The organism is Gryllotalpicola protaetiae, from assembly GCF_003627055.1.
Lineage (GTDB): Bacteria > Actinomycetota > Actinomycetes > Actinomycetales > Microbacteriaceae > Gryllotalpicola > Gryllotalpicola protaetiae.
On the sequence record NZ_CP032624.1, the window covers coordinates 96,063 to 113,511 of the forward strand.

Below are 17,449 nucleotides of genomic sequence, written 5' to 3' on the forward strand. Positions count from 1 at the left end.
CCTAGCGGCCGGACGGCACGGGTGTCGCCGCCACGATGCGCTGCACGACCTCGGCGACGAGCGCCGTCGTCTCGTGCTGCTTCCCGAGCGCGCGGCTCGTCGGCAGCAGGCGGTGGCCGAGCACCGGCACCGCGAGCTCGTCGATGTCGTCGGGCAGCACGAACTCGCGCCCGGCGATCGCCGCTCGGGCCTTCGCAGCCCGAACGAGCTGCAGGGTGGCGCGGGGGCTCGCGCCCAGCCGGATGTCCTGGTCGTCACGCGTCGCACGAGCGATCGCGACGGCGTACTGCTTGACCGCGGCCGAGGTGAACACGGCGCGCACGCCTGCCATCATCTGCCGCAGGGTGTCGAGGCCGACCACGGGCTCGAGAGACTCGATCGGGTTGACGGTGTCGCGCGCGCCCAGCATCTCGACCTCGCTCGCGGCATCCGGGTAGCCCATCGCGATGCGTGCCATGAACCGGTCGCGCTGCGCCTCCGGCAGTGCGTAGGTGCCCTCCATCTCGACCGGGTTCTGCGTCGCGACCACGATGAAGGGGCGCGCGAGGCGGTAGGTGCCGCCGTCGACGGAGACCTGTCGCTCCTCCATCGCCTCGAGCAGCGCCGACTGCGTCTTCGGGCTCGCCCGGTTGATCTCGTCGCCGATGACGATGTTCGCGAACACCGAGCCCGGCTTGAACTCGAACTCGCGGGTCGCCTGGTTGAAGACGCTGACGCCCGTCACGTCGCTCGGCAGCAGGTCAGGGGTGAACTGGATGCGGCTGATCGTGCCGTCGACCGCCTTGGCGAGCGATCGCGCGAGCATGGTCTTGCCGACGCCTGGGACGTCCTCGATGAGCAGGTGCCCCTCGGCCAGCAGCACAGTGAGGGCGGTGACCACCTGGTCGTGTTTGCCGTCGATGACGTGCTCGATGCTCTCGATGATGTGCCCGGCGACCTCGGCGAGCTCGGTCGTGTCGATCGACTCCGCCTGCTCGGGCGCCGCCGCCGGCGTCGGGATCGTCGTCATCGCGCACGCACCGCGCGGAGGACGGACTCTGGCACGTACGGGCTGACGTCCCCGCCGAGCCCGATGACCTGGCGCACCAGGGTGCTCGACACCTGGGCGTTCTGCGGTTTGGGCAGCACGAAGACGGTCTCGACGCCCGCCAGGTGCTCGTTCACGATGGCCATAGGAGTCTCATACACCAGATCGGTGTGCGATCGGAGGCCCTTTACGAGGGCGGTCGCCCCCACCTGGGTGCAGTAGTCGGCGAGGAGCCCCGCCGACCACTGGGCCACTTCGATGTGGCCGGTCAGCCCGGCATCCGCCACGGCCTGCTCGATCGCGGTGACGCGCTCGTCGGCGCTCAGCAGCCCGCCCGGCTTCTCAGGGTTGTGGACGACGAGCACGTGGACGCTGTCGAAGAGCCGCGCGGCGCGTTCGATGACGTCGAGATGCCCCAGGGTGACCGGGTCGAATGAGCCCGGTACGACGGCGAGCCTGCTCATAGGGTTTCAGCCTAACCGGGCAAGGGCGCCTGTGAGCGGTACTCAGCCTTTGGAGAGGAACTGCTTCTCGGACTCGTCGAGCCGTCGTTCCACCGCCTCTTTGAGCGGGGCGTGCGCGCGCAGGGTCGGGTCGGCTTCGATGACGGACGCCGCGGCCGCCCGCGCCTGGGCGATGACCTCGCCGTCGAGCGCGACCCGCAGCAGCCGCAGCGACGAGCGGCCGCCCGACTGCCGGGCGCCCAGCACGTCGCCCTCTCGCCGCAGCTCGAGGTCGATCTGCGCGAGCTCGAAGCCGTCATGGTTGGCCGCGACCGCCTCGACCCGATCGCGGGCGAGCGTCTCGAGCTCTGCGTAGGTGACGAAGAGGCAGACGCCGGGCACGCTGCCCCGGCCGACGCGGCCGCGCAGCTGGTGCAGCTGGCTCACCCCGAAGCGATCGGCGTCGAGCACGATCATGGCCGACGCGTTGGGGACGTCGACGCCGACCTCGATCACGGTGGTCGCGACGATCAGGTCGAGCTCACGGCGGCCGAACGCGCCCATCACCTCGTCTTTCTCGTCGGACGTCATGCGGCCGTGCAGCATGCCGATGCGCACACCGGCGAGGTCGGGGCGCTGCGTGAGCGCGGCGTGCACGTCGACCACATTGGCGAGCGGATGCTTGGGCGCCGCCGCTTCCTCTTCCGCGTCGTCGCTCTCGAACCGGTCACCCTCCTCAAGGTCTTTCGGGCTGATCGCCGGGCACACGACGAACACCTGGCGGCCCTGATCGACCTCTTGCCGGGCGCGCTTCCAGATGTTGTTGAACCAGTCGGGCTTCTCGGCGAGTGGCACGACGAAGCTCTCGATGCCCTGGCGACCCTGCGGCAGCTGGTGGATCGTCGAGATGTCGAGGTCGCCGAACACCGTCATCGCCACCGTGCGCGGGATCGGGGTCGCGGTGAGCACGAGCAGGTGGGGCGGTGTCTTCCCTTTGGCGCGCAGCGTCTCGCGCTGCTCGACGCCGAAGCGGTGCTGCTCGTCGACGACGACGAGCCCGAGGTCGAAGAACTCGACGGCGTCGGAGAGAAGCGCGTGCGTTCCGACCACGATGCGCGCCTGGCCGGTGACGATGCGCAGCAGCGCCTTCTTCCGTTCGGCCGTGGTGAGCTGGCCGGTGAGCAGCGTCGGCATGAGCTCTGCGGAGAGGTCGGGGCCGAGCGCGCGCACGATGGATCGCAGGTGCTGTGCCGCGAGCACCTCGGTCGGGGCGAGCAGCGCCGACTGGCCGCCCGAGTCGGCGACCGTCGCCATCGCTCGCACCGCGACGAGGGTCTTTCCGCTTCCGACCTCGCCCTGCACGAGCCGGTTCATCGGGATGTCGCGGGCCAGGTCGAACGCGAGCTCTGCGCCGACGAGGCCCTGATCGGGCGTGAGCTCGAAGGGAAGCGCCTCGTCAAGTCGCTCCGCGTAACCGCCGGGCACCGCCGTGCGCGGCAGAGTGTGCGCCGAGCGGCTCACCGCGCGCTGCTGCAGCAGCGCGGTCTGCAGCACAAACGCCTCGTGGAAGCGGAGCGTGTCGCGGGCGCGCCGCCAGTCGGCATCCGTCTGGGGCGTGTGGATCAGTCGCAGCGCCTCGACGTAGCCGAGCAGCCCGTGCTCGGCGCGGGCACCCTCTGGCAGGGGGTCGAGCACCTCGTCGTCGTCGATCACCTCGAGCGTGTGCGCGATCGCCTCTGCCACCTTCCAGCTCTGGATCGACGCCGTCGCGGGGTAGACCGGGATCGGCTGGATCGCCCACTGCCTCGCCCGCTCGACGTCGACCTCTGGATCTGGCATGTCTTCGTCTTCACTGAACAGCTTGATCTCGGGATGCGTGAGCTGCGCCTCGCCCCTGAAGCGGGTCACCTTCCCCGAGAACATTCCCCGGTCGCCCTTCGACAGCTGGTTCTCGCGCCAGGGCTGATTGAAGAACGTCGCCGTCATCTCGCTGCGGCCATCACCGATCGTGACTGTCTGGATCGTGCCCCGGCGCGTCTTGAACGCCTTGCTGGTGACCCTGAGCACCGTCGCGATGACGGTGGCGACCTCGCCGTCTGGCAGCGAGTCGAGGGCAGTGGGCTCGCCGCGATGCGCGTAGCGTCGCGGGTACTGGCTGAGCAGGTCGGCGACGGTCACGAGCCCCCACGCCTTCTGGAAGGCGGTTGCCGAGCGCGGCCCGATCACGACGCTGAGCTTGGTGTCGAGACCGACCATGATGGCGAGTCTAGAACACAGCTACGACATCACCGGGAAGGCGCCGGTAGGTTGTGGATATGACCCGGATCATCGCGGGCGCCGCCGGGCGCGTGACCCTCAGAGTTCCCAAGGCCGGCACGCGGCCCAGCAGCGATCGGGTGCGGGAGGCGTTGTTCTCGGCGCTCGAGGCGCGCGACGCTCTCGACGGGGCGCGCGTGCTCGACCTCTATGCAGGCTCTGGAGCGCTCGGGCTCGAGGCCGCGAGTCGCGGGGCCCGGTTCGTCGTACTGGTCGAGAAGAACCCGACGGCCGTCCGTGTCGCGAAGGCGAACACCGCGCTTGTGACCACGGCGATGCGGGCGGATGCCTCGACCGTCGTCGTTATGCAGAGCGCCGTCGCCTCGTACCTCGCGTCGGCCGCGGGCTCGTTCGACCTGGTGTTCAGCGACCCGCCCTATGACGTGTCGGACGCAGACGTCGCCGCCGATCTCGCAGCAGTCGCGCCGCTGCTCGCGCCGGAGGCGCTGGTCGTCGTCGAGCGCTCATCGCGCTCCCCCGAGCCCGTGTGGCCCAAGGGCCTCACCCCGACGAAGCCGAAGAAGTACGGCGAGACGACGATCTGGTTCGCGGAGCGCTCAGATGGCTGAGGTCGCGACGCGCCACGTCACCGGCGCGGCGTCTTTCGCCGGTTGAGCGCGGCCGAGACGTGCCGAAATGCGCTCAGCCGAGCTTCGTCACGACATTTCGGCACGTCTCGGTGAGGCGCGGCAACACGCACAGCGCGGGGCGAGCACACAGCGCGGACCGCTGAACTACCGCCGCCGCGTGCCGAAGATGCCGTCGAGAACGCCCTTCAGGACCGTCTGTGTGGTGCGCGACGTCAGCACCTTCACGGCCGTCTTGCCGATCTGCTCGGCCTGCGTCTGGCGCGCCTTCTGCTGACGGGCGGATTCCTTCTGAGCGGCGGCGCTCGCCTTGGCATCCGTCGCCTGCTGCTTCGCCCGCGCCTTCGCATCGGCCTCGGTCTGCGCCCTCTCGGCCGCCGCGTTCAGCTTCGCCGTCAGGATCTCGCCTGCCGACTCGCGGTCGATCGGCGTGCCGTACTTCGCCAACAGCGGCGACGCGGCGATGACGCCGTCGATCGCGGCATCCGGTGCGGTGGTCATCGAGGACTGCGGGGCGCGCATACGCGTCCAGGCGACGGGCGTCGGCGCGCCGGACTCGTTCATGACGGTCACGATCGCCTCGCCCGTGCCGAGCGAGGTCAGGACCTCTTCGAGGTCGTAGCCCGACTTCGGATAGGTCGACACCGTCGCACGCAGCGCCTTCGCGTCGTCGGGGGTGAACGCGCGCAGGGCGTGCTGCACCCGCGATCCGAGCTGCGCGAGCACGTCTTCGTGCACATCTTTCGGGGACTGCGTGATGAAGAACACGCCGACGCCCTTCGAGCGGATGAGCCGCACGGTCTGCGTGATCTGGGTGATGAACTCCTTGCTGGCATCCGTGAACAAGAGGTGCGCCTCGTCGAGGAAGAAGACCAGCTTCGGCTTCGGCGCGTCGCCCACCTCGGGCAGCGCGTTGTAGAGGTCGGCGAGCAGCCACATCAGGAAGGTGGAATAGAGCTGCGGCTGATCGGCGACGCCCGGCACCTCGAGCAGGCTGACGATGCCACGGCCGTCGGATGCCTGCCGCAGGAACTCGTTCGTGTCGATCTCGGGCTCGCCGAAGAACGCCTCGGCCCCGGTCGCCGCGAACGTGACCAACTCCCGCAGGATGACGCCAGCCGTCGCCGGCGAGATGCCGCCGATGCCGGCGAGCTCGGCTTTGCCGTCTGCGCTCGTCAGGTATTGCAGCACGGCGCGCAGGTCTTCGAGGTCGAGCAGGGCGAGGCCCTTCTCCTCCGCGTAGTGGAAGACCAGGCCGAGGCTCGATTCCTGCACCTCGTTGAGGCCGAGCACGCGGGCGAGCAGCAGCGGCCCGAAGCCGGCGATCGTCGCACGGATCGGCACGCCCTTCCCCTTGCCGCCGAGCGAGTACACCTCGGTCGGGAAGTGCGCGGGGCTCCAGTCCTGCCCGATCGCCGTGGTGCGGGCGAGCAGCTTGTCACTCGACTCGCCGTCGACGAGGATGCCCGACAGGTCGCCCTTGATGTCGGCCGCGAACACGCTGACCCCGTTGGCCGAGAGCTGCTCGACGATCGCCTGCAGCGTGCGCGTCTTCCCCGTGCCGGTCGCCCCCGCGATCAGTCCGTGGCGGTTCAGCATTCCGAGCGGGATGCGGATCTGCGCGTCGGGCAGCGGCACCCCGTTGAGCAGCGCGCCGAGCTCGAGGCTCGTGTCGGTGAAGCCGTAGCCCGCCTTGACCTTCTCGACGTCGGGCTGGCCGAGCGGGCCCGGGGTGGTCGGTGCTTCCGCCACGGCCGCTTCCCCGGCCGCTGCCGCCGCTGCCGGTGCGGCCGCTGCGGCGGGTGACGCCTGAGCCGCGGCCGCCGCGGCGGCTGCCTGCGCTGCGGCAGCCGCCTCCTGCGCCTTGCGCACGGCCTCTTCTGCTTGCCTCTGAAGTTCCTCCGCCTGCTTCTGCAGGTCCCCCGGATCGGTCATGGCCAGAGCATATTGCGCCGGCGTGTCCGGCGTCAGGACACGGGATTCAAGATGCGCCGACGGTTCGTTCCGGCCATCGCCCGTGACCGCGCTTCACGCTTTCGCTGGGCGGTGCGACGCACGATTCGTCACCCGGAAATCGAGAACCGGAGTGACAAATCGTGCGAATGGTGACGAATCCGATGCCGCAGCTAGGAGAGCCGGCCGTCCCACTGCTCGTAGGGGTCCCATCCGCCGAGCCCGACGAACTCGCGACCGCCGATGCGCACACGGCCCGTACCCGGCGCGACGACGCCAATGCTGCGGAATCCGTCGGGCAGCTCGGCGCCCGCCGAGAACGTCGCGAGCAGCGAGTGGTCTTCGCCCCCGCGCGCCTGGTCGTCATCGAGAGGATCGAGTTCGAGATCGACGACGGATGCCTGCGCCAGGCGTCGCGCGTCGAGCACGAGCCCGTCGCTGAGGTCCATCATCGCGGAAGCGCCGGCCTCGGCGGCGGCCGTGCCGAGCGCTATCGGGGGTACCGGCCGCAACTGGCGTCTCACCGCGTGATCGTCGATGCGCAGGGCCTCGACGCGACCGTGCTCGAACAGCAGCCGCAGGCCGCGCGCCGCGACGCCGAGCTCGCCCGCCACCGCGACGACGTCGCCGGAGCGAGCACCCGAGCGCCGCACCGGGGGCCGCCCCTCGAGGTCGCCGAACGCGGTGACGGCGACGGTGAACACGTCAGAGGTCGACAGGTCCCCGCCGACCACGCCGCACCCGGGCGCGAGCTCGGCGCACGCAAGACGCAGCCCGTCGGCGAACGACTCGAGCACGTCGACCGGCGTCGACGACGGCGCCGCAAGCCCGACGACCAACGCCGTCGGCCGGGCACCCATCGCCGCGACATCGGACAGGTTCGTTGCCGCAGCCTTCCAGCCGAGGTCCTCGGGCGTCGAGAACTCCCAGCGGAAGTCAGGGCCGTGCACGAGCATGTCGGTCGTCACGACGTAGCGCCCATCGGGCGCGGCCAAGACCGCGGCATCGTCGCCGGGGCCGAGCAGCGCGGCATCCGCTTCGGGCAGTCTGGGGAAGATGCGAGCGAGGACCGCGATCTCACCCACCTCGGCCAGGGTGGGCCGCTCAGCTTCCGCCATAGGGTCCACGCTAGCGTTGCGAGCGAGATGTCCCGCCTTCGTGTCGCCGCCGCAGCCGTGGCCGCAATCGCCTTCGCCGCCCTGCTCGCCGGCTGTACGCCGACCGTCGCGCTCAACGCCGCGCCGCATGCCAACAACCCGAAGTGCGCATCGGTGACGGTGATCCTGCCCGACACCGTCGCCGGGCAGGCGAAGGACTACACGAACGCGCAGGCGACCAGCGCCTGGGGCAGCCCCGTGAAGGTGCAGCTGCGCTGCGGCGTGACCCCGCTCGGCCCCACGACGAAGCCGTGCATCACCGTCGGCAGCGGGCAGGACGCGGTCGACTGGGTGCTGACGAACGACCCTGACGACAAGGTGCTCACCTACGTCACCTTCGGTCGCAGCCCGGCCGTCGAGGTCACGATCCAGCACGGCAAGGGCGGCGTCAGCGACGCCAACGTGCTGCCCGACCTCGGGCAGGCGGTCTCGCAGCTGCCGCGCACGAACCTCAAGTGCATCGCCGCCGACGACGCGCCGTAGCCGTCAGTCCCGCGCGTCGAGGGCGAGCGCGACCAGCTCGTCGATGAGGGCCGGGTAGGGCAGGCCGGATGCCTCCCAGCACTTCGGGTACATCGAGATCGGCGTGAAGCCGGGCATGGTGTTGATCTCGTTGATCACCCAACCGGCTTCGGTCAGGAAGAAGTCGACACGCGACAGTCCCGCGGCGCCGATCGCCTCGAACGCGCGCACAGCGAGGTCCTGCATCTCCGCGAGCTCGGCGCCAGACAGCACAGCGGGACACTGCAGCTCGACGCCGTCGCCGCCGAGGTACTTGCCCTCGAAGTCGTAGAACTCACGGCCGGTCAGCACGATCTCGCCCGCGACCGACGCGCGCGGCTTCGCTCCGCCCGCGCCACCGAGTACTGCGATCTCGATCTCGCGGCCGACGACGGCCGGCTCGATGAGCACCTTGACGTCCTCGGCGAGGGCGGTCTCCATCGCAGCGGCGAGGCCTGAGGCATCCGTCGCCTTCGCGACACCCACGCTAGAACCCGCGCGCGCGGGCTTCACGAACACCGGGTAGCCAAGCGCTGATGCAGCAGCATGCACGGATGCCGGGTCGTCAGCCCATTCGCGCCGAGAGACGGTCGCCCACGGCGCCACCGGCAGCCCCGCCTGGGTGAAGACCACCTTCATGAAGTGCTTGTCCATGCCGAGCGCACTCGCGAGCACGCCGGAGCCCACGGCGGGCAGGTCGACGAGCTCAAGCAGTCCCTGCACCGTGCCGTCCTCGCCCCAGAGACCATGGAGGATCGGGAAGACGACGTCGATGCGCACCTCGCGCACCTCACCCGACGCCGACGTGACGGTCAGCGCGTGCGAGCGCGCATCGCGCGGCCACTCGACCCGGCTGCCGTCGTCGCGGACCTCGGGCATCCGCCCCTCGCCCATGAAGTAGTCCGCCGGGTCGGTCGAGCCGAGCACGTAGCCCCCGTCGCGCGTGATGCCGACCGGGACGATGTCGTACTTCTCAGGGTCGAGCGCCCCCAGGACCCCGCCCGCCGTCGCCACCGACACCGAATGCTCGCTTGAGCGCCCGCCGAAGAGCAGAGCCAGTGCGAGCTTCGTGGTCATCCGTGGTCCTTTCGCCCGTGGGCGTTTCGTCGGTGGTCAGGTGGGGGGCGATGTCCTGCGGTTTGAGGGTACCGGCGAGCACCTGGTGCACCTGCTCGACGATGGGCATCGCGACCCCGCGGGCGCGCGCGAGCGACAGGATCGGAGCGACCGACGCGAGCCCCTCTGCCGTCTGGTCCATCTGACGCACCACCTCGTGCAAGGCGTAGCCCTGGCCCAGCAGCCGGCCCGCGGTGTTGTTGCGCGACAGCGGCGACTGACAGGTCGCGATCAGGTCGCCGAGGCCGGCGAGGCCCGACAGCGTGTCGGGGTGGCCGCCGTGCGCGACCGCGAAGTCGGTCATCTCGACGAGCCCGCGCGTGATGATCGACGCTTTCGTGTTCTCGCCGTAGCCGACGCCGTCGACGATGCCGATCGCGACCGCGATGAGGTTCTTGAGCACCCCGCCGAACTCGGTTCCGACCACGTCGGTGTTGACGAACGACCGGAAGTACCTGTTGGTCGCCGCCATCGCGACGGCCTGTGCGGTCTCGAGGCTGACGGAGCTGACGACCGCTGCGGTCGGCTGCTCCTTCGCGATCTCTAGGGCGAGATTGGGGCCGGATGCCACGGCGATGCGCTCTTCGTCGAGCTCGAGCACGTCGGCGATGACCTCGCTCATGCGGGCGTTGCTCGCCTTCTCGATGCCCTTCATCAGGCTGACGACGGGGATCCCCGCCGGCAGCATCGGCTTCAGTGCGTTGAGGTTGTCGCGCAGCGTCTGGCTCGGAACCGCGAGGTAGAGCTGCTCGGCCCCGCGCAGCGAGTCGCGCAGGCTGCTCGTCGCGGTGATCGTTCGGGGCAGATTGATGCCGCGTAGGTACTGGGTGTTGCGGTGCGTCTCGCGGATCTCCCGTGCGATCTCGGGCCGGCGAGCCCAGATGGTCACCTCGGCGCCGCCGTCGGCGAGCACCTTGGCGAACGCGGTCCCCCAGCTGCCGGCGCCGAACACGGTCACGCGGCGCAGGGGTCTCTTCGGAGGCACCCTAGCTCCGCTCGTGGAAGCGGCCGGTCTCGGACTGGCCCTGCTCAGCCGGGTCCCAGCGGCGCACTGGCGCCTTCTCGCCGCGCAGCGTCTCGAGCTGCGCCGTGATCGCGGCCATGATCTTCTCGGTCGCGGCCGTCAACAGCGGCTGATCGATCGGCCTGCCCTCGAACTCTGAGAGATCGACCGCCTCGCCCACCGCGAAGTCGACCGGATGCCGCGGGAAGAAGTTGATCTTCTTGCCGTAGCGCGCCATCAGCGCCTGCGTGCCCCAGTGCGCGATCGGAATCACCGGAATGCCCTGCTCGAGTGCGATGCGCGCCGCTCCGGTCTTTCCCCGCATCGGCCACATGTCGGGGTCGCGGGTCAGCGTGCCCTCCGGGTAGACGATGACGATGCCCTGCTTGTCGACGAGCTCCGCGGCCGCCGAGAGCGGCGACGCGGCCTTCGCCGCGGCCGCGGCGGTGCGCTCCACCGGCACCTGGCCGCTGCGGCGCAGGAACCAGCCGAGCACGGGGATCTTGAAGAGGCTCGACTTGGCGAGGAAGCGCGGATTGCGCCCGGCCCGGAACACCATCATGCCGACGATCACAGGGTCGATCTCGCTGTAGTGGTTCGGCGCGATCACGTAGGCGCCCCGCGCTGGAATGCGCTCGGGGTGCGCGACGCGGAACTTCACGCTGCCGCCGAGCACCGCGAACGCGATGAACGCCATCGGCCAGAAGATCGTCGGCCGGCCGGTCTCCTTGCGGGCCACGCCCTACGCCTCGAGCACGAAGTCGGCGCCGAGCGCGCGCAGCTTCTCGATGAAGTTCTCGTAGCCGCGGGCGATGATTCCGACGTTGCTCACGGTCGACGTGCCCTCTGCGGACAGCGCCGCGATCAGGTGGCTGAAGCCGCCGCGCAGGTCCGGGACGACCACGTCGGCGCCGTGCAACTCGGTCGGGCCGACGATCACCGCGGAGTGGTTGAAATTGCGCTGACCGAAGCGGCACTGCGCGCCGCCGAGGCATTCGCGGTGCAGCTGGATGTGCGCACCCATGTCGACGAGCGCGTCGGTGAACCCGAAGCGCTGCTCGTACACGGTCTCGTGCACGATCGACACGCCCTCGGCCTTGGTGAGCGCCACCACGAGGGGCTGCTGCCAGTCGGTCATGAAGCCCGGGTGGACATCGGTCTCGATGATGACCGGCTTGAGCTTGCCGCCGGGGTGGTAGAAGCGGATGCCGTCGTCCTGGATCTCGAACGCGCCGCCGACCTTGCGGAAGACGTTGAGGAACGTCAGCATCTCGGACTGGCGCGCGCCGCCGACGAAGATGTCGCCGTTGGTCGCGAGCGCCGCAGCCGCCCAGCTGGCCGCCTCGTTCCGGTCGAACAGCGCCGTGTGCTTGAAGCCCTCGAGCCGCTCGACGCCCTCGATGCGGATGACGCGGTCAGTGTCGACCGAGATGATGGCGCCCATCTTCTGCAGGATGTTGATGAGGTCCATGATCTCGGGCTCGACGGCAGCGCCGCGCAGCTCGGTCGTGCCCTCCGCGCGCACCGCCGTCAGCAGCACCTGCTCGGTGGCGCCGACGCTCGGGTAGGCGAGCTCGATCTTCGCGCCCTTGAGACCGTTGGGGGCCGTCAGGCGGATGCCCTGCGGCTGCTTGTCGACCACAGCGCCGAAGCGGCGCAGGCTCTCGAGGTGGAAGTCGATCGGGCGGTCGCCGATGCGGCACCCGCCCAGGTCGGGGATGAACGCCTCACCCAGGCGGTGCAGCAGGGGCCCGCAGAACAGGATCGGGATGCGGCTCGAGCCCGCGTAGGCGTCGATGACCTCGAAGTGCGCGCTCTCGACGTTGGCGGGATCCAGCAGCAGCGTGTCGTCGCCGACGGCCGAGACCTTGACGCCGTGCACCTCGAGCAGGCCCTTCACGACCCGCACGTCGCTGATCTCAGGGACGCTGCGCAGCTCGCTCGGCGTCTCGCCGAGCAGCGACGCGACCATCGCCTTGGTGACGAGGTTCTTCGCACCCTTGAGCTCGATGCGCCCGACGAGCGGTTTGCCGCCCTGGAGCGTGATGCGATCTGCGGTCAGACCCACACTTGCACCGGCTGCCTGCGCGTCTTCGAGGAGTGTGTTCACGTGACCTCCTGTTAGGCCTTCACGGGGAGAGTCTTCGGACGCCATGCCTCACGGCGGGCCTCGAACTCGGTGATCTTGGCCTCGTTTCTCAGGGTCAGCCCGATGTCGTCGAGCCCCTCCATGAGGCGCCACCGAGTGTAATCGTCGATGTCGAAAGCGACGGTCAGGTCGCCCGCGCGCACCTCGCGTGTCTCGAGGTCGACGGTCAGCTCCACCCCGGGCTCGGCGTCGATGACCGCCCACAGCTTCTCGATGTCGGCCTCGGCGACGACGCCGGTCAGCAGGCCTTGCTTGCCCGAGTTGCCCCGGAAGATGTCACCGAACCGAGGGCTCAGCACCACCTTGAATCCGAAGTCGCGCAGCGCCCACACGGCGTGCTCGCGCGACGAGCCCGTGCCGAAGTCCGGGCCGGCCACGAGGATCTGGGCGCCCTGGAACGGCGCCTGGTTGAGCACGAACGCGGGGTCCTGGCGCCACGAGTAGAACAATGCGTCCTCGAAGCCCGTCTTCGTGACGCGCTTCAGGAACACCGCCGGGATGATCTGGTCGGTGTCGACGTTCGACCGCTTCAGCGGCGCGGCGACACCCGTCACCGTGGTCAGCTTCTCCATTACTTCGACTCCTCCAGGTCCCAGGGGCTCGACAGGGTGCCTCTGATGGCGGTTGCGGCTGCGACCACCGGCGAGACCAGGTGCGTGCGGCCGCCCTTGCCCTGGCGGCCCTCGAAGTTGCGGTTGCTGGTCGACGCGCAGCGCTCGCCGGGGGCGAGCTGGTCGGGGTTCATTCCGAGGCACATCGAGCAGCCGGCGAAGCGCCACTCGGCCCCGAACTCCTCGAACACCTTGTCGAGGCCCTCGGCCTCTGCCTCGATGCGCACGCGCGCCGAACCGGGGACGACCATTACGCGCACGCCGTCCGCCTTCTTCTTGCCCTTCACGACGGAGGCGAAGGCCCGCAGGTCCTCGATGCGGCTGTTGGTGCAGGAGCCCATGAACACGGCATCCACCTTGATGTCCTTCATCGGCGTGCCGGCCGCGAGGTCCATGTATTCGAGCGCACGCTGCGCGGTGGCGCGCTCGTTCGCGTCGGCGATGGATGACGGGTCAGGCACGGATGCCGAGAGCGAGACGCCCTGGCCGGGGTTCGTGCCCCAGGTGACGAACGGCTCGAGAGCGTCGGCGTCGATGTCGACCTCGGCGTCGAAGACCGCGCCCTCGTCGGTCGCGAGCGTCTTCCAGTACGCGACGGCCTCGTCCCACTCGGCGCCGTGAGGCGCGTGCGGGCGGCCCTTCAGGTAGTCGAAAGTGGTCTGGTCGGGGGCGACCATGCCGGCGCGGGCGCCCGCCTCGATCGACATGTTGCAGATGGTCATGCGCCCCTCCATCGAGAGGGCGCGGATCGCGCTGCCGCGGTACTCGAGCACGTAGCCCTGGCCGCCGCCGGTGCCGATCTTCGCGATCACGGCGAGGATGATGTCCTTCGCGGTGACGCCCGGGCGCAGCGTGCCCTCGACGTTGATCGCCATCGTCTTGAACGACTTCAGCGGCAGGGTCTGAGTGGCGAGCACGTGCTCGACCTCGCTCGTGCCGATGCCGAACGCCATCGCGCCGAACGCACCGTGGGTCGAGGTGTGGCTGTCACCGCAGACGACCGTGATGCCCGGCATGGTGAGGCCGAGCTGCGGGCCGACGACGTGCACGATGCCCTGCTCGAGGTCGCCCAGCGAGTGCAGGCGCACCCCGAACTCCTCGGCGTTCCTGCGCAGCGTCTCGATCTGCGTGCGGCTCGTCAGATCGGCGATCGGCTTGTCGATCGCCAGGGTCGGGGTGTTGTGGTCCTCCGTCGCAATCGTCAGATCGAGGCGACGGACGGGTCGCCCGGCCTGGCGCAGGCCATCGAAGGCCTGCGGGCTGGTGACCTCGTGCACGAGGTGCAGGTCGATGTAGATCAGGTCCGGCTCGCCGTTGTCACCCTTGACAACCAGATGGTCGTCCCAGACCTTCTCAGCCAGCGTTTTGGGGTTGCTCATTTGCTTCGTTGCTCCTTGGTTCCTGCGGGTTCAGCCCAAGACAAGACTCCGCGACGGGAAGGCCTAAAGAACTAAGCCCCGTCGCGGCAGCTAAGGCGGGCCGCCTGGGCTGCGCCATACGCGCCGCCGAAGCGGCGGCGCTCAAGGAGTAGGAGCTGCGCAGCCGGCATGTTGTGAGGCTATCACCCCCGGTCGCGCGTCAGCCGCAAGCGCACGAGGCTCGCCGCGGTGGCGAGTCCCATGGTCACGACGATGACGGCGAGCGAGGTCAGCGTCGAGAACTCCGGCGCCCACTCGATGCCGTGGCCGCCGTTGATGAACGGCACCTCGTTCTGGTGCATCGCCTCGAAGACGAGCTTCACGCCGATGAACGCGAGGATGACGGCGATGCCGTACTTGAGATATTCGAGCTTCGAGAGCAGGTGCCCGAGCAGGAAGTACAGCTGCCTGAGGCCCATCAGCGCGAACACGTTGGCCGAGAACACGAGGAACGGGCTGCGGGTGATTCCGAAGATCGCCGGGATCGAGTCGAGGGCGAACAGCAGGTCGGTCGTGCCGAGCGAGATGAACACGAGCACGAGTGGCGTGAGCACCCGCCGGCCGTCGATCACGGTGTGCAGCTTGTTCCCGTTGAACTCGTTTCCGATGCGCAGGTGGTGCTTCAGATAGCGGGCGACGGGCCCCTCGGCATCCCCCGTGCCGTCGCCGTCGTCTTCTTTCTGGAACGCCTGCTTGATCGCCGTGTAGAGCAGGAACGCGCCGAAGAAGTAGAAGATCCAGCTGAACGCCGCGATCAGGCTTGCACCCAGCACGATGAACACGCCGCGGAAGACGAGCGCGAAGATGATGCCGACCATCAGGGCTTCCTGCTGATACTTCGGAGGCACTGCGAACCGGCTCATGATGAGCACGAACACGAAGAGGTTGTCGACCGAGAGCGAGTACTCGGTGAGCCAGCCCGCGAGGAACTGGCCGGTCGGCTCACCGCCGCCGACCAGGTAGATGGCGCCGGCGAAGAGCAGGGCGAGCGCGATGTAGAAGCCGATCCAGAGTCCGCTCTCGCGCGGGGTCGGCACGTGCGGGCGCTTGTAGGCGAGCACCAGGTCGCCGATGAGGATGAGGAAGAGCACGGCGTAGGAGCCGAACTCGAACCAGAGCGGGAATTCGAGGTGCATGCGAGGCCTTCCGGGGTCGTTGAAACGGCTCCGAAAGTCTCTCCCGCGGCTGATGGCCGGCCGCCGCCGCGCCCGGGGCTGCTGTGCTTCCGCACGGCCCGTGATGACGAACGCGACGCCTAGGGATACTCCCCTTCGACCGGTTCAGGATATGCGAAGTCGGTGGTCGCGCCTACCGTGGGCGCATGGACGTCATCATGCTTCCCGGTTACTGGCTCGGCGGTTCCTCATGGAGCGAGGTCGCCCCGATCGTGGCGAGGGCCGGTCACTCGGTTCATCCGCTCACCCTGCCCGGGCTCGAGTCGGTCGCCTCGTCGCGGTCCGGCGTGACACTGCAGACGCAGATCGACGCGGTCATCGACGAGATCGACGGATGCCGGGGGCCGGTCGCCCTCGTCGCGCACTCCGGCGCGAGCGCCGTCGCGAACGGGGCGCTCGACGCCCGCCCGGGCCGTGTCACCCGCGTCGTCGAGGTCGACACGTTCCCCGTGCCCGAGCGCGGCCCGATGGAGCCCGAGTACCCGGCCGAAGGCGACGACGTTCCGCTGCCGGACTGGTCGGCGTTCGGCGAGGCGGAGCTCGCGGGGCTCACGCCGGAGCTGCGCGAGCAGTTCCGCGCGGAGGCCGTTCCCGAGCCGACGGGGGTTGCGACCGCAGCCGTCGAATTGCGCGACGACCACCGGCACGACGTTCCCCTGACGATGATCTGCACGTCGTTCCCCACAGCGGCGTACCGCCCGCTTCTTGACGAGGGCCACCCGTGGATGGCGGAGCTCGCGCAGTTCCGTGACGTCACGTGGGTCGACATCGACACGGGCCACTGGCCTCAGCTCACGAAGCCGGTCGAGCTCGGCGAGGCGATCGCGGCCGCGCTGGCGGAGTAGGCGGGCTGCCACGCGGCGAGAAGTGCCGCGATGTCGCTTGCGGCATCGGCTGACGACAACCTGGCACTTCTCGCCGTGGCACGGCGGCGTGCGTGGTGGCCGCCGAAGACATCTCTTCCCCAGCACAGGGCTGACCTTCTGGTACTTCTCCACTGTTCAGAGCGGGCGTCCGAACCCGACCGTCTGAGGACCCGCCACACTCGCGGCATGAGTCGTCCAGAGCCGCTGCCCGAACACCTCGCCGTAGCCCCGTTCACCGTCGCCGACGCGAGGGGTGCCCAGCTGACGCAGGGACGCGTCAGGTCATCGGATCTCGCTCAGCCGTTTCGCGGGGTCAGGGTGCCGCGAGCCCTGCTGGAGAAGGCGAGTCCTGAAGAGCAGTTCACGATTCTGTGCGACGCGTACCAGAAGCAGATGCCACGCGGGTGGTTCTTCAGCGGGCCGACCGCCGCACGCATCATGGGAGTCCCTCTGCCGCCTCGGCTCGAGCAGCTGAAGGTCCACGTCACCGCGGTGTCCGCATTCGCCCCGCGCGGCCGGTTCGTCATCGGGCACACCGCGAAGTCCGCCGAGACGACATGGTTCAACGGGAAGCGGGTCCGAGTCGCCTGCGAAGTGCTGTGCGAGCTGGCATCCGTTCTCGAACTCGACGAGCTGATCGCGGCGGGCGACCGGATGCTTGCGGACAAGCCGTACCTGCTCGCGACGCGGCGCCACCTCGAGTCCGCCGCTGCCGCGCACGGCTCGGGGCGTGGCGCACGCACGCTGCGGGACGCGATTCCGCAGATGAGGGAAGACGTATGGTCCCCTCGTGAGACCTGGGTTCGCCTCGTCATTGCGCGGGCCGGTCTGCCGGAGCCGAGCAGCAACCGCCGCATCGACGGCCCGGATGGGAAGCTCGTCGCGATCGGCGACCTCGTCTACGAGAAGCTCAAGATCGTCATCGAGTACGAGGGCGAGCGATGGCACAACGACCCGTGGTCCGTCATCGACGTCGACCGCTATAACAAGCTGGTTCTTCTCGGGTGGTCGATCATCAGGATCCGCAAGCACCACACCGCGGCCGACGTCGAGCGCATGGTCGGCGACGCGCTCGCGCTGCGCGGCTGGCGCCGGTGACGGATGCCACATCGAGAAGTGCCGCGATG

Annotated in this window: 16 protein-coding genes; 4 read left to right on the forward strand and 12 right to left on the reverse strand. The window is 69.3% G+C overall.

The genetic code is table 11. The annotated features are described in order from the left end of the window. Position 1 precedes the first annotated feature (1 nt). From D7I44_RS00520 to D7I44_RS00530, 3 genes are read right to left on the reverse strand one after another with little or no spacing between them, the layout of a single operon-like run. A complete protein-coding gene (locus D7I44_RS00520) occupies positions 2-1,009 on the reverse strand; it encodes an AAA family ATPase (RefSeq protein WP_120787694.1) in 1,008 nt (335 codons plus the stop codon). Beyond that, entirely contained in the window at positions 1,006-1,491 is a 486-nt protein-coding gene (coaD, locus tag D7I44_RS00525) for a pantetheine-phosphate adenylyltransferase (RefSeq protein ID WP_120787695.1), read from the reverse strand. The genes D7I44_RS00520 and coaD overlap by 4 nt, the downstream gene beginning before the upstream one ends. Positions 1,492-1,533: 42 nt before the next feature. Next, a complete protein-coding gene (locus D7I44_RS00530; RefSeq protein WP_120787696.1) occupies positions 1,534-3,726 on the reverse strand; it encodes an ATP-dependent DNA helicase RecG in 2,193 nt (730 codons plus the stop codon). 59 nt (positions 3,727-3,785) lie between these two features. Between D7I44_RS00530 and rsmD the strand changes: the two genes are divergently transcribed. Beyond that, positions 3,786-4,355: a 16S rRNA (guanine(966)-N(2))-methyltransferase RsmD gene (gene rsmD, locus D7I44_RS00535; protein WP_120787697.1), complete on the forward strand. Its 570-nt coding sequence runs from the start codon at positions 3,786-3,788 to the stop codon at positions 4,353-4,355. A 165-nt stretch (positions 4,356-4,520) separates the two neighbouring features. Here the strand turns inward: rsmD and D7I44_RS00540 are convergent, their stop codons facing one another. After that, a complete protein-coding gene (locus tag D7I44_RS00540) occupies positions 4,521-6,308 on the reverse strand; it encodes a helicase HerA-like domain-containing protein (protein ID WP_120787698.1) in 1,788 nt (595 codons plus the stop codon). 191 nt (positions 6,309-6,499) lie between these two features. Next, positions 6,500-7,444: a thiamine-phosphate kinase gene (gene thiL, locus D7I44_RS00545; RefSeq protein ID WP_120787699.1), complete on the reverse strand. Its 945-nt coding sequence runs from the start codon at positions 7,442-7,444 to the stop codon at positions 6,500-6,502. 27 nt (positions 7,445-7,471) lie between these two features. Between thiL and D7I44_RS00550 the strand changes: the two genes are divergently transcribed. Further along, a complete protein-coding gene (locus D7I44_RS00550; protein WP_120787700.1) occupies positions 7,472-7,966 on the forward strand; it encodes a DUF3515 family protein in 495 nt (164 codons plus the stop codon). Between the two features lie 3 nt (positions 7,967-7,969). Here D7I44_RS00550 and D7I44_RS00555 read toward each other — a convergent pair whose 3' ends face one another. The 7 genes from D7I44_RS00555 to D7I44_RS00585 form a co-directional block, all read right to left on the reverse strand. Then, a complete protein-coding gene (locus D7I44_RS00555; RefSeq protein ID WP_120787701.1) occupies positions 7,970-9,061 on the reverse strand; it encodes a D-alanine--D-alanine ligase family protein in 1,092 nt (363 codons plus the stop codon). Then, positions 8,958-10,085, reverse strand: coding sequence for an NAD(P)H-dependent glycerol-3-phosphate dehydrogenase (locus D7I44_RS00560; RefSeq protein WP_245979845.1), 1,128 nt, complete (start codon positions 10,083-10,085; stop codon positions 8,958-8,960). Before D7I44_RS00560 ends, D7I44_RS00555 begins: the two co-directional genes overlap by 104 nt. 1 nt (position 10,086) lies before the next feature. Continuing rightward, on the reverse strand, positions 10,087-10,842 hold the full coding sequence (locus D7I44_RS00565) for a lysophospholipid acyltransferase family protein (RefSeq protein WP_245979846.1): 756 nt from the start codon (positions 10,840-10,842) through the stop codon (positions 10,087-10,089). A 3-nt stretch (positions 10,843-10,845) separates the two neighbouring features. Continuing rightward, on the reverse strand, positions 10,846-12,213 hold the full coding sequence (gene murA, locus D7I44_RS00570; RefSeq protein WP_120787702.1) for a UDP-N-acetylglucosamine 1-carboxyvinyltransferase: 1,368 nt from the start codon (positions 12,211-12,213) through the stop codon (positions 10,846-10,848). Between the two features lie 11 nt (positions 12,214-12,224). Continuing rightward, positions 12,225-12,824 (reverse strand): 3-isopropylmalate dehydratase small subunit, encoded by a 600-nt coding sequence (leuD, locus tag D7I44_RS00575; RefSeq protein ID WP_120787703.1) that lies wholly within the window; start codon positions 12,822-12,824, stop codon positions 12,225-12,227. After that, on the reverse strand, positions 12,824-14,242 hold the full coding sequence (gene leuC, locus D7I44_RS00580; protein WP_120787704.1) for a 3-isopropylmalate dehydratase large subunit: 1,419 nt from the start codon (positions 14,240-14,242) through the stop codon (positions 12,824-12,826). The genes leuD and leuC overlap by 1 nt, the downstream gene beginning before the upstream one ends. Before the next feature lie 182 nt (positions 14,243-14,424). After that, positions 14,425-15,417, reverse strand: coding sequence for a TerC family protein (locus D7I44_RS00585; RefSeq protein WP_120787705.1), 993 nt, complete (start codon positions 15,415-15,417; stop codon positions 14,425-14,427). 185 nt (positions 15,418-15,602) lie between these two features. Between D7I44_RS00585 and D7I44_RS00590 the strand changes: the two genes are divergently transcribed. Continuing rightward, positions 15,603-16,301, forward strand: coding sequence for an alpha/beta fold hydrolase (locus D7I44_RS00590; protein WP_120787706.1), 699 nt, complete (start codon positions 15,603-15,605; stop codon positions 16,299-16,301). Between the two features lie 207 nt (positions 16,302-16,508). Then, positions 16,509-17,420, forward strand: coding sequence for a hypothetical protein (locus D7I44_RS00595; protein ID WP_162939978.1), 912 nt, complete (start codon positions 16,509-16,511; stop codon positions 17,418-17,420). The last annotated feature ends 29 nt before the right edge of the window (positions 17,421-17,449 follow it).